The sequence below is a fragment of the Sulfurihydrogenibium sp. YO3AOP1 genome (assembly GCF_000020325.1).
Lineage (GTDB): Bacteria > Aquificota > Aquificia > Aquificales > Hydrogenothermaceae > Sulfurihydrogenibium.
Genome location: NC_010730.1, coordinates 1,108,909 through 1,121,333, shown reverse-complemented (window position 1 = coordinate 1,121,333; position 12,425 = coordinate 1,108,909). Strand labels below are relative to the sequence as shown.

8 protein-coding genes and 3 pseudogenes are annotated in these 12,425 nt (G+C 33.1%); 8 read left to right on the top strand and 3 right to left on the bottom strand.

The window, feature by feature from the left end; all coding sequences use genetic code 11:
- Positions 1 to 359 precede the first annotated feature (359 nt).
- Positions 360 to 824, bottom strand: coding sequence for a NifB/NifX family molybdenum-iron cluster-binding protein (locus SYO3AOP1_RS05585; RefSeq protein ID WP_012459762.1), 465 nt, complete (start codon positions 822 to 824; stop codon positions 360 to 362).
- 418 nt (positions 825 to 1,242) lie between these two features.
- Here SYO3AOP1_RS05585 and SYO3AOP1_RS05580 point away from each other — a divergent pair, with 418 nt between their 5' ends.
- The 6 genes and pseudogenes from SYO3AOP1_RS05580 to SYO3AOP1_RS09845 form a co-directional block, all read left to right on the top strand.
- The gene (locus SYO3AOP1_RS05580; protein WP_012459761.1) at positions 1,243 to 2,778 is read left to right on the top strand and encodes a cytochrome ubiquinol oxidase subunit I; all 1,536 of its coding nucleotides are present in this window, start codon (positions 1,243 to 1,245) and stop codon (positions 2,776 to 2,778) included.
- Between the two features lies 1 nt (position 2,779).
- Complete coding sequence (gene cydB / locus SYO3AOP1_RS05575) at positions 2,780 to 3,817, top strand: cytochrome d ubiquinol oxidase subunit II (RefSeq protein ID WP_012459760.1); 1,038 nt, start codon at positions 2,780 to 2,782, stop codon at positions 3,815 to 3,817.
- Between the two features lie 378 nt (positions 3,818 to 4,195).
- Complete coding sequence (locus tag SYO3AOP1_RS05570) at positions 4,196 to 5,623, top strand: aldehyde dehydrogenase family protein (RefSeq protein WP_012459759.1); 1,428 nt, start codon at positions 4,196 to 4,198, stop codon at positions 5,621 to 5,623.
- A gap of 292 nt (positions 5,624 to 5,915) precedes the next feature.
- Complete coding sequence (locus tag SYO3AOP1_RS05565; RefSeq protein ID WP_007545779.1) at positions 5,916 to 6,254, top strand: P-II family nitrogen regulator; 339 nt, start codon at positions 5,916 to 5,918, stop codon at positions 6,252 to 6,254.
- Between the two features lie 40 nt (positions 6,255 to 6,294).
- Positions 6,295 to 7,722 carry a type I glutamate--ammonia ligase gene (gene glnA, locus SYO3AOP1_RS05560; RefSeq protein WP_012459758.1) on the top strand — a complete coding sequence of 476 codons (1,428 nt, stop codon included), beginning with the start codon at positions 6,295 to 6,297 and terminating at the stop codon, positions 7,720 to 7,722.
- A 647-nt stretch (positions 7,723 to 8,369) separates the two neighbouring features.
- Positions 8,370 to 8,849: pseudogene (locus SYO3AOP1_RS09845) on the top strand (IS110 family transposase); the annotation flags it as partial.
- A gap of 6 nt (positions 8,850 to 8,855) precedes the next feature.
- On the opposite strand, the pseudogene SYO3AOP1_RS05550 reads toward SYO3AOP1_RS09845, so the two are convergent.
- A pseudogene (locus SYO3AOP1_RS05550) lies at positions 8,856 to 9,984 on the bottom strand (IS256 family transposase).
- A gap of 51 nt (positions 9,985 to 10,035) precedes the next feature.
- On the opposite strand from SYO3AOP1_RS05550, the pseudogene SYO3AOP1_RS05545 reads away from it, so the two are divergent.
- A pseudogene (locus tag SYO3AOP1_RS05545) lies at positions 10,036 to 10,446 on the top strand (IS110 family transposase); the annotation flags it as partial.
- A gap of 305 nt (positions 10,447 to 10,751) precedes the next feature.
- Positions 10,752 to 11,288, top strand: a complete 537-nt coding sequence (locus tag SYO3AOP1_RS05540; protein ID WP_012459755.1) for a hypothetical protein — start codon at positions 10,752 to 10,754, stop codon at positions 11,286 to 11,288.
- A gap of 277 nt (positions 11,289 to 11,565) precedes the next feature.
- On the opposite strand, the gene folD is transcribed toward SYO3AOP1_RS05540, so the two are convergent.
- Positions 11,566 to 12,423, bottom strand: coding sequence for a bifunctional methylenetetrahydrofolate dehydrogenase/methenyltetrahydrofolate cyclohydrolase FolD (folD, locus tag SYO3AOP1_RS05535; RefSeq protein WP_012459754.1), 858 nt, complete (start codon positions 12,421 to 12,423; stop codon positions 11,566 to 11,568).
- Positions 12,424 to 12,425 lie beyond the last annotated feature (2 nt).

The window sequence follows — 12,425 nt, the reverse complement described above, 5'->3', positions numbered from 1 at the left end:
TATACCATACCCTTAGGGTGAGAAATTGAAAATTATTGGATTTTCAACTTACGTTCATAATGAAAAAGAGATAGAGAATTATTCATTGATATTTAAATATGTCGAGTTAGAAATTCATAAAAGCAGGAGATTCTTCGCTAACGCTCAGAATAACGATGCAGATTTTTGGAACAGCCTCAGTGAGAACTTCAAAAAAAAGCATGAAATTTCTCCCATTTGCTAGGATGGCTAAGTAGATTATCCCTCATCTAATGCTTGATAATCAAAATCTGTTTGTTATCTATAAATGGCAACGAATTCCCTTATTCTGAACTTCTTATATTCTGAATTTCTTATTTGGTGTGCTTAATCATTAAAAATCAATCATGGTGATGGTCATGATGTTCATGGTGGTGATGGTCATGACTGCCACAACCAAATTGTGATAAAAGTTCAAAATTCTCTTCTGTAATTAATGGAAGTTGATTTGATTCAAATTTAGCTATCACTTCATCTAAAGTTTGTTTATCATCTTTAGCAAAATAGATTTTCATCCCACAAGCCAAAGCTATATTGTATGCACCTTTTCCCATATGAAGGGTAATTAATTCTTTTATACCAAGGCTGTTTAGAAATCTAACCACTTCACCGCCATTATCTGCTGGATTTTCTACAATTTCAATTTTCTTTGAGTTTTTGTCGTATAATGCAAAAAATTTAACTTTTCCAAATGCTGGAGAAATCTTGATTGGTTGGTTTTCTCGTGGAGCTTTAATAGGGATTGCCACATAACCATTGTATTTTCCTTGGTTTTCTTTGCTTTGGTTTAAGTCTAATGCTATCATTTTTCTCTCCTTCAAAAATAGGTTAATAAATACTAACTTTATTATATTCATACGTCAGGTGAGAAATTCAGTAAAAGTAGGAGATTCTTCGCTTCGCTCAGAATGACATCTTATGTTATCCTTCCTTTAATGTTTATCAATCAGTCTTTCGCTGTCATCCTGAGGACGTAAGTCCGAAGGATCTCCTTTTTAAATTCTATAAAAACCACTAATTTCTCACCCAAGGTATAGGTTAATAAATACTAACTTATTACATCCATTTCTTTTTAAAAATGATTTACGTCATAATTACATTTCAAAGTTAGTAAATGCTTACTTACTAAATAATCCTTCAATTTCAATGATTTTTATCATAGTGTTTTATTGAGAAAAGTTAATAAATATTAACTAACTTATATATTAATAGGAGGTTTTAGCTATGGACTTGTTAGCTTTGTCCAGATTTCAGTTTGCGTTCACAGCCTTCGTGCACTTCATCTTCGTTCCATTAACGCTCGGTTTGTCTGTGTTCATCGCCATCATCAAAACTCTTTATCTAAAAACCAAAAATCCATTGTATGACGAGCTCTCTATGTTCTTGATGAAGCTTTTTGCTATCAACTTTGCCGCGGGTGTAGCAACTGGTTTAACGATGGAATTTGAATTTGGTACTAACTGGTTCCAGTATTCAAAATTTGTGGGTGATATCTTTGGTTCACCATTGGCTATTGAAGGTTTGATGGCATTCTTCTTAGAATCTACATTTATGGGTATTTTCTTATTCGGTAGAGGAAGAATATCGGAAGCTATGCACACATTTTCAGCATGGATGGTAGCTCTTGGTAGCAATCTTTCTGGATTATGGATTTTAATTGCTAACTCTTGGATGCAAACACCTGCTGGTTATAAAATCGTTGAAACTCAACAAGGAATTAGAGCAGAGCTTACAGATTTCTGGGCTGCAGTTTTAAATCACACAACAATAATAAGATTTCTTCACACAGTTAACGGCGGTCAAATTACAGCAGGATTTTTTGTCTTGGGTGTATTGGCATACTTCTTACTCAAAAGAAAACATGTTGAGATGGCAAAATTAGGTATGAAAGCAGCTTTAATCTATACTTCAATAGTATCAGTGTTAGCTATCATATTTGGTGATATTCATGGTTATTATGTAGCAAAATATCAACCATTAAAGCTTGCTATGGCAGAGGGTATTTGGAATACTGAAAAAGGAGCTCCTGTTATACCTATCGGTTGGGTGGATCAAAAAGAACAAAAAACTTATGCACCTATAGCTATTCCAGGTATGGCTTCATTCTTATCATACCATGATTTCAACGCAGAAGTAAAAGGAATTAACGACCTTGTTAAAGAATATCAGCAAAAAGCAAAAGATTATGAATCAAAAGTAGCAGAGTTAGAAAAACAATATGCTGTAAATCCAACTCCAGAGTTAAAGCAACAGTTAGCAGAATACAAAGCATATACAAAGGCTTATAATATTTCTCATGCAGATTTACCAAGTGTTAACGTAGTGTTCCAATCTTTCCACTTTATGATTGGTTTAGGCTTCTTATTTGTGTTTATCTCTCTATGGGGTCTATACTTGCTCAAAAAAGGAACTATTTATCAAAATACAGCATTCTTAAAAACAGTTCTTTACTCAATACCACTTCCATTTATAGCATCAGAGCTTGGTTGGTTTACAGCTGAAGTCGGTCGTCAGCCATGGTTAGTTCAAGGAATGTTAAAAACAGCTGATGGTGTAACTTACTTTAATACTTCTGCTAATGTGTTGTTCTCAGTAATTACATTTATCTTAATTTATACAGGCATTGTTATTGTCTATGTAAAAGCTATGAAAAAATCAGTTCAAGAGTATGCTGAAAAAGACATTGTAGTTGATTATGAAACTGGACCAAGTACTGTTCAAGTAGGAATGTATTCAAAAGATACAAAAGGAGGTGTTTAATATGCTACCAATGGAGCTTTTTACACTTCAAGGCTTATGGTTTGTTTTAGGAGGTATATTTTTGATAGGGTATGCAGTTACCGATGGTTTTGACCTTGGGACAGGCTTTCCTATGATTTTTATGAAAAATGAAGAAGATAGAAACGTTTTATACAACGTAATTGCACCTGTTTGGGATGGTAATGAAGTATGGCTTATAGCCGGTGGAGGTATGCTTTTTGCAGCATTTCCAGCTGTTTATGCTGCTTCTTTTTCCGGCTTCTATATTGCAATTTTATTGGTTCTTTGGGCTTTAATTGGTAGAGCCATTGCATTTGAATACAGAAACAAATCCGAATCTTTAACTTGGAGAAGGACTTTTGATTTTATCTACTGGATTGGCAATGTTCTTCCGGCCATTCTTTTTGGTGTTGCGGTAGGTAATGCAGTTGTAGGCGTTCCTATTGATAAAGATGGTGCATACTTAGGAGATTTTTTCACACTTTTAAGACCTGTACCACTTGCAATGGGACTTGTTGGTTTATTTATGTTTGCAATGCATGGAGCTGCATATTTACTTAGAAAAACAGAAGGCTCAGTTTTTGAAATGGCTAAAAAATATGCTGTTATAAGTGCCTTTGGATACCTGGCTGCAGTTATCTTAACAAACGTATTAGCTTTAATCCAAGCTCCATATTTGTATGAAAACTATTTAAAATATCCAATCTTCTTTATCGTTCCTGCTATAATGTTAATTTCATGGATTGTGTACTTAAAATTTTTAAAATCTGGTAAGTATGAAAAGATGGTTTTTGTATCAAGCGTGTTAAGTGGAGCTACAGTTTTAAACGTTGCTCTTGCATCATTCCCGGTATTTATAAGGTCAACAATCAATCCTGAATATAGCTTAACTGTGTTTAATTCTTCATCTTCAGAATTAACATTAAAAGTTATGTTAATCGTCACAATTATCTTTATGCCATTGGTTATTTACTACACAAGATATGCATATAAAGTTTTTGCTGGAAAAGTAAAAGGAGACACAAGCTACTATCATTAATATCTAAATCCCTGCCAGTTTTAAGCTGGTGGGGGTTCCTCTTGAAATACAAACTATTTCTAAATGATATTGCATATGTCGGATGAGAAATTCAATAAAAGTAGGAGATTCTTCGCCGGCTTCAGAATGATAACTTCACTTTCGTAAGGGCGATTCATGAATCGCCCCCTACTCTTCCGCTTCTCCACTTTATTTTTCATCCTGAGGACTTTAGTCCGAAGGATCTCCTTTTTAAACTCTATAAAAATCACTAATTTCTCACCTGCGTATTATTTTCAGCTATTACATATTTCCGAAAATAAAATAGCTTACACAATCATTCTCTCAAATCTTACTATTATGTTAAAATTCTTTTTAATTATATTCGGAGGTGTATCTATGATTAAGCTACCGATGATAATTGGCGGCAAGGAGGTTTGGAAGGATGAGATTATCGATGTAATTTTTCCTTACAACCAAGAAAAAATAGGTGAGGCTGTAAAGGGTTCTCCTGAAGATGTTTATCAGGCTATAGAAAAAGCTAAAATAGGTCTTGAAAAACTAAAAAAACTTACAGCTTATGAAAAATATAAAATTTTGTTAAAAATAGCCAATCTTTTAGAAAGTAAAAAAGAAGAGTTTGCAAGAACTATAACCTTAGAAACAGGAAAAACTATCCGAGAAGCAAGAATAGAAGTAGATAGGGCTATAAATACAATTACTTTTTCAGCAGAAGAGGCAAAAAGAATTCATGGCGAGTATGTGCATTTTGATGCATCTCCAAACGGTAGAGGAAAGAAAGGATTTTATTACAGAGTCCCGGCCGGAATAGTTTCTGCAATTACTCCTTTTAACTTTCCTGTAAATCTTACTGCACATAAAATAGCACCATCTATTGCAGCAGGTTGTCCGTTTATATTAAAACCAAGTGAAAGAACTCCACTATCTCCAATAATGCTTTGTCAACTTTTCCTTGAAGCAGGTGTTCCGGAAGAGGCTGTTTCTGTTATACCGGGATTTGCAGATGTAGGTCAAGCAATGACTACACATCCAGATGTTAGAGTCGTCTCTTTTACAGGAAGCTTAAAAGTTGGAGAAATAATAGCAAAACAAGCAGGGTTGAAAAAAATAGTAATGGAGCTTGGGTCAAACTCAGCTGTAATTGTTGATAAAACAGCAAATTTAGAAATTGCAGCTAAAAAATCAGTTCTTGGAGGGTTTGCGTTAGCAGGTCAGGTTTGTATATCAGTTCAAAGGGTATTTGTTCATGAAAGTGTAGCTGATGAATTTGAACATCTTTTAAAAGTAGAAGCTTCAAAGTTAAAATATGGAAATCCTTTAGAAGAAGATACAGACGTAGGTCCTGTAATCTCTATAAGTGAAGTTGATAGAATTGAAACTTGGATTAATGAAGCAGTTATGAAAGGCGGTAAAATATCACTTGGAGGAATACAATCAAAAGATAAACCAATAATTCCACCAACAATAGTTTCAGAAGTGCCGGAAGAGTCTAAACTTTTCTATGAAGAAGCCTTTGCTCCTGTTGTTGCAGTAAGAAGGTTTAAAGATATAGATGAAGCTATAAAGCTTGTCAATAAAACAAATTATGGCTTACAAGTTGGAGTGTTTACAAACGACCTAAAAAATGCTTGGAAAGTGATAGAAAATGCAGATGTTGGTGGAGTGATTATAAACGATATTCCAACGTTTAGAGCTGATAATATGCCATATGGTGGAGTTAAAGGAAGCGGTATAGGTAGGGAAGGTCCAAAGTTTGCAATAGAAGATTATACAGAAATAAAGGTTGTAGCTTTTGATTTGGGTTAACTGTTTATTTATTGCACAATAAATATGCAAAATAAAATATGAGTTGCACTTAAAATATGCAATATATTAGAGGTTTGAAAATAGTGATATTCCTCAGATAACGTTTTTAGTTGTTTGTCATCCTGAGGACTTTAGTCCGAAGGATCATATTTTTAAATTTATTAATAATAAATTGCACTGAAAATATGCAATATCTATAGATTTTAAAAATGTTAAAATATTTAAGTATTAGTAAAATCAAGAAATAAAGATTTGGCATGAAATTTTCTTATAATAAAAATGGAGGTATGTTATGAAAAAAATTGAAGCAATTATTAAACCTTTCAAGCTTGATGAAGTTAAAGATGCACTGACGAACATTGGAATCTATGGTATGACTGTTACAGAAGCAAAAGGATTTGGAAGACAAAAAGGTCATACTGAGTTATACAGAGGAGCAGAGTATGTAATAGATTTCCTTCCTAAGTTAAAAATAGAAGTTGTTGTAGATGATGCACAGGTTGAAAAAGTAGTAGAAGCTATAATGCAGGCTGCAAGAACCGGAAGAATTGGAGATGGAAAAATTTTTATAATTCCAATAGAAGATGTAATAAGAATAAGAACAGGAGAAAGAGGTCCAGAAGCAGTTTAATCTAAAAACAATTAATTTTTTATAAAGGAGGTTTTTTAAAATGGCAATGATTCAATGTCAAACACCAGATGATGTGATGCGTGTAATTTCAGAAAAAGGTATTGCCTTTATTGATTTTAAGTTTTCAGACCCATTTGGTCAGTGGCAACATTTAACAATCCCAACTCATGAGTTTGGTCTCCATTCATTTGAAAACGGAATTCCGTTTGATGGTTCATCAATAAGAGGTTGGAAAGGTATTCAAGAATCAGATATGTTATTAATTCCAGACCCAAAAACAGCATTCATCGACCCATTCATAGAAGAACCAACTTTATCTTTAATCTGCGATGTTGTTGACCCAATAACTAAAGAGCCATACTCAAGAGACACAAGACAAATTGCTAAAAAAGCTCTTGAATTTTTGAGATCTTCAGGTATTGGTGATATAGCCTACTTTGGTCCAGAAGCAGAATTCTTTATTTTTGATGATATTAGATTCAGCTCAGGACCTAACCATGCTTACTACCAAGTAGATTCTGAAGAAGCATGGTGGAATACTGCAAGAGAAGAAAACCCAAATCTTGGATATAAAATACCTTATAAAAGAGGATACTTCCCAGTTTCTCCATTGGACAAAACTCATCATATAAGAATGGATATGGTTAAAACACTTGAAGAAGTAGGTATTACAGTAGAAAGAGAACACCATGAAGTAGCAACAGCAGGACAAGGAGAAATCAACTTCAGATTTTCAGATATCATTGGTTCAGGTGATAACATATTAAAATACAAATATGTACTTAGAAACGTTGGATACAGATATGGAAAATTCGTAACATTTATGCCAAAACCATTAGCAGGCGATAATGGTAGCGGTATGCACTGCCACTTCTCAATCTGGAACAACGGACAAAACCTGTTTGCTGGTAATGGATACGGTGGATTATCAGAAATAGCTCTCTATGCTATTGGTGGAATCATTAAACATGCAAAAGCTATTTGTGCATTCTCTAACCCAACTACAAACTCTTACCATAGATTAGTACCTGGATTTGAAGCTCCTGTAAGACTTGCATACTCTGCAAGAAACAGGTCTGCTGCGATCAGAATTCCTGTTGGTGAAGCATCTCCAAAGGCTAAAAGAATTGAAGTAAGATTCCCGGATGCATCTTCTAACCCATACTTAACGTTTACAGCTTTATTGATGGCTGCTATTGATGGTATTGAAAATAAAATCCATCCAGGCGAACCTCTTGATAAAGATATCTACTCATTACCACCAGAAGAGCTTGCAAACGTTCCACAAACTCCAGGATCTCTCCAAGAAGCTATCGATGCATTAAAAGAAGACAACGAGTTTTTACTCAAAGGTGGCGTAATGGATAAAGACTTTATCAATATGTGGATTGAAACAAAACAAGCAGAGCAAGATGCAATCAGATTAGTTCCACATCCAAAAGAATTTGAACTTTACTTTGACGTTTAATTAATTATAATGCCCTCCTAATGGGAGGGTTTTTTGATTTTAAAAGATGTAAGAAAGTTAGAGCGTAAAGGGTATTTTAAAATCTCTTAAACATCATATATTACTTGCCACATTTTTAATTTCTATATTACTCATAATCTTGTTCATCATAAGTCAATATGCCTGTGAGGGTATTCTAAAACTTTTGTAAGCTGTAGAGTGTATATGTAAATATAACTTTACCTTTGCCCGCCATCCTTAAGCAGAAGGCTGAAGGAACCCTTACTTAAGTGTTTTGAAAAGAAAAACAGGAGATTCTTCGCTTACGCTCAGAATGACACCATTGGTAGGTTTTTTGTCATACCGAGTATGAAAGTCCGAGGAATATTGTTTCTTCCTGGTCATCGTATATTAAATATACTAAAAATTTTTTTAAACTATAAGAGAATAAGTTTTATAATAATTATAGACATGGGAGAAAAATGGAAGGACAGATCAAGTGACTGTCATTTGTCTTTTAAGACCGATCAGAATGTTTTAGACTGTCCTTCCTCTACTTCCTAAAACCTGCAGTAAGAACATTAGGCTTTTAAGCCTGTATTTAACCACGATGATAGGTTATCAGGAAGTTCTTTCATGTCAAGTATTTTAAAAAAGGAGGTGCTCATATGAATAACTACAAAATTGTTATAGGAGTTGATGTATCTAAAAACTCATTCACTGCTACAGTTTTGTATGATAACAAGAAAGAAAATTTTGAAGTTAAATCAGACCCGGTAGAGTTTGAAATGAAAATAAAGCCATTTTTGAAGAAGTTTAAGCAGTCAGATATGCTTATCATAATGGAACATGCGGGAGTAAAAACAGATAAAGCTGATTCATACTACAACAGCAGAATATGGAAGAATGTTTTTTGATGGAGAGCTTTATAAACCAAAATCAGATGTAGAAAAAGAAATAGAAGTAAAACTAAAGATATTGGAAGACCTACAAAAACAGCTTACAATGCTAAGAAATCAAAGAGAATCATTAAGTCATGTACCATGAAAAAATTGAAAGAGAACTTGGAATATTATGATGAGATAATCAGAAAAATAGAAAAGAACATAAAAGAACTTGAGAAAGAGATAAAAGAATTGTCTAAGAGAGACTTGTCAATAATTTTGTGTCTGGATTGAAAACTTTTTATTAAACAATTGTAAAATTTCATAAGAGACTCCTTTAAAAGCAGGTATAGGCTTTTTCCATTTTCCATTCTTTAAATTGTCTCTTTGTATAAGCAGATTTATCTCAAGAATGTCCACAGATTGAAAATATCCACCTAAATTTATTCTTACTTTCTCTATCGTACTATTAACACTTTCCACTGTATTTTTTGCTACATAAGTCATCTAATTTTTCTAATCCATCTTCATAATCTAAGCTGTTTTCTTTTATGTTTTTTAATTCTTTGTTAAATACTTGTGAATCTTCTTTATCCATCTGATTTCTAACGTTTCTTTGTAAATGGGCTAAACATAGCTGATGGTCTGTATAAGGAAATAGTGTTTCTATGGCTTTTGTTATCCCAGGAAAATCATCACTTACTATAAGCATTACTCTTTTTAGTCCTCTATCTATTAAATCATTGAATACTTTTATCCAGTCTGCTTTGTTTTCACTACTGAAAAATGTATAAAATCCAAATATATCTTTATTTCCTTGTAAGTCCACTCCAAGAACTACATAGACAGAAGCTTTTCTGATTTTGTTTTTCTCTTTTATATCACAGTGGTATGCATCTATATACAGTACAAATGCATCCGATGGAAGCTCTCTTGTTTTAAAATCATTAAGTCTTTCTATAAGCTCTTTTTTGATTTTATCCATATGTTGTTTTGAGTAGTTTAAGCCCAAGCTTTTTAATGTAGAATCTATCTTGCTTTCTGAGTATCCATTGGATACCAAACTCATAAGAAGGTCTATATAATCTTCATCAACTCTTTTGTAAGGGTCAGGTAATATTTGTGGTCTAAATTTACCCTTTCTATCTCTTGAAACATTTATGTTAAGCTTGAAAGAACCAGTATTTAGGCTTCTTTCATAATATCCATTTGCTTTGTTGTCTTTATCATTTTCAAGGAAGAAATTTCTTTCCTGATTCATAATCAGTTCCACAACAGATTCTAAAAGTTTTCTTATACCTATCTTTTCTTGAGTTGTTATACCGTTTGGGAAAAGTTCTTTTACTAATTCTTCAGTTGATCTGTCTAACACTTTTTCAAAGTATTCTTTTTTATTCATTACTACTCCTCCTTATAATTTTATTTAGACACAACATTATTTTAACTCCCGTCTAAGAAGAATTATCAAGAAGAGTATAAACTTTTAAAAAGTATACCCGGTATAAGTGATAGGACTATAGGAATGATAATATCAGTATATGGAAATTTTGAAAGATTTAAGAGTGTAAAAGATGCATCAAGTTTTATAGGAATCAGTCCGGGTATACATGAAAGTGGAACGAGTGTAAAGAAAAGTGGCTGGATAAAGAAGATGGGAAGTCCATATACAAGGAAGATACTATACATGGCAGCATTATCAGCAATAAGGTTTAACAAATACTGCAGAGAATTATACGAGAGGTTAGTAAGTAAAGGTAAGGCTAAAAAGTTAGCATTAGTAGCTGTAGCACATAAGTTATTAAGGCAAGCATATGGTGTATTAAAAAGCAGAAGACCATTTGATGAAAATTTTTGTACTTGACATTTAACATAGAACATTCTGAGGCTGCAAAGCCGAAGGATCTCTTTTTTAATGTTATTTGTTTGAAAGAAATAATAGAGAAAACAGGAGATTCTTCGCTTCGCTCAGAATGACACCGTTGAGGAGCTTTGTCAGTAAGCAACAAACTGAAAAGTCTCATAGTTTTCTTCATTTTTTTAATTTTCCCAAACTGCTATAACTTATACATTATCTTGATAATATAGTAATTTGGGTTTAATATATTTTCTAATTTTTCTATAATTTATATGTATATAATTATTATGAATAATTTTTGGGGGATTAACATGGCAGAGATAAAAGGTGAGATAAATCAGGAAGTTATTAATACTTTGATAGATCTGACCAAAGCGATCATTGGAGAAAAGGCTGTAGATAATATAGTGAAATCTGTTATGGAGAAAAACAAAGAAAACTGTACTGGAAGAGATATTGTTTTTGCTTTTGCAGATGAAGTTCAAAACATGTTTGGTCAGAAAGGTGGATATGCAATAATTAGACAGCTTGGAAGGGAAGTTGCCAAATCTCTAATGGAAAAGCATCCAAAGGAAGAGTGGGAAGATTTACTTGAAAAATCTTTAAATGCTTTTGGCTTTGCGTATAAAATAGAAAGAAATAGTAATGAAGCTTATATTTGTAATTGTGTATTTTATGAGGGAGCTTTAAAACCAAGAGGACTTGGACCAATTGAGCATTGTGTATGCTGGTGTGGATGGGGATTTATAGAGGCTTTTGTAAGAGGTTTAGAGGAAGGGGTAAAAGGTATTAAGTGGGAAGAAAGAGATTATGAAAATCAAAAATGTAAATTTGTATTTTTGAGATAATACAGTGAGCGAGAAATTCAAAAAATATGAGATTCTTCGCTGGCTGCAGAATAATAAATAAAGCCACTCTTTAACTGATACCTATCATTCAACCTTTTCCCGTTATCCTGAGGACGTAAGTCTGAAGGATCTTTTCTTTTAAAAAGCGAGGAAATAAGAAGTGAAAAGTAAGAGGTAAAAAAGCAGAAAATTCTTTACTTTATTCAGAATGGCTGAACAAAAGGTTAATTATTTTTAGGCTTAGTCAAAATTTTAAATCACCATCACCTCTTACATCTCATATTTCAATTAATTTTCTTTTATAAATTTCTAGTGTATTATATAAAAGCATAGCGACGGTCATTGGACCAACGCCGCCGGGGACTGGAGTAATTGCGTAGGCTTTTTTCTTTACGTTTTCAAAATCTACATCACCAACGATTTTACCATCAACTCTATTGATTCCTACATCAATAACAACAGCACCTTCTTTAACCATATCCTCAGTGATTAATTTCGGCTTTCCTACTGCTACGACTAATATGTCTGCTTTAAGTGTATGAGACTTTAAGTCTTTTGTATTTTTATGGCATATTGTTACAGTTGATTTTTCATCTTTTAAAAATAATAAAGACATTGGTTTTCCTACTATGTTGCTTGCTCCCACAACTACAACATCTTTTCCAAAATGGTCAATATTGTACTCGTGTAAAAGTTTCATTATTCCATAGGGTGTACATGGAAGTATTGCATCATTTCTTCCTGTTGCAAGCTTTCCAACGTTTATTGGGTGAAATCCGTCAACATCTTTGTATGGGTTTATAGCTTCTATTATTTCAAGCGTGTTTATATGAGATGGTAGGGGAAGCTGGACTAAAATTCCATCAACCTCTTCATCTCCGTTTAGGTCTCCAATAAGCTCTAAAAGCTCCGTTTGGGTTATATTTTCAGGTAAGAAAAACGGTTTTGATTTAATTCCTACCGATGCACAATCTTTAATTTTTTTATTTACATAAATCTGACTTGCTGGGTTTTCTCCGACAAGAATCACAGATAAAACAGGTTGTCTATAGCCTTTTTGTGTTAACTGGTCTATTTCTTGTTTTATTTGATTTTTTATCTTCTCTGCTAAGGATTTTCCGTCTAATAAAATCAAGC

Bases quoted from the DNA above. Each gene is read 5' to 3' on its own strand.
- SYO3AOP1_RS05585 (WP_012459762.1), bottom strand. From the start codon at position 824: ATGATAGCATTAGACTTAAACCAAAGCAAAGAAAACCAAGGAAAATAC.
- SYO3AOP1_RS05580 (WP_012459761.1), top strand. From the start codon at position 1,243: ATGGACTTGTTAGCTTTGTCCAGATTTCAGTTTGCGTTCACAGCCTTC.
- cydB (WP_012459760.1), top strand. From the start codon at position 2,780: ATGCTACCAATGGAGCTTTTTACACTTCAAGGCTTATGGTTTGTTTTA.
- SYO3AOP1_RS05570 (WP_012459759.1), top strand. From the start codon at position 4,196: ATGATTAAGCTACCGATGATAATTGGCGGCAAGGAGGTTTGGAAGGAT.
- SYO3AOP1_RS05565 (WP_007545779.1), top strand. From the start codon at position 5,916: ATGAAAAAAATTGAAGCAATTATTAAACCTTTCAAGCTTGATGAAGTT.
- glnA (WP_012459758.1), top strand. From the start codon at position 6,295: ATGGCAATGATTCAATGTCAAACACCAGATGATGTGATGCGTGTAATT.
- SYO3AOP1_RS05540 (WP_012459755.1), top strand. From the start codon at position 10,752: ATGGCAGAGATAAAAGGTGAGATAAATCAGGAAGTTATTAATACTTTG.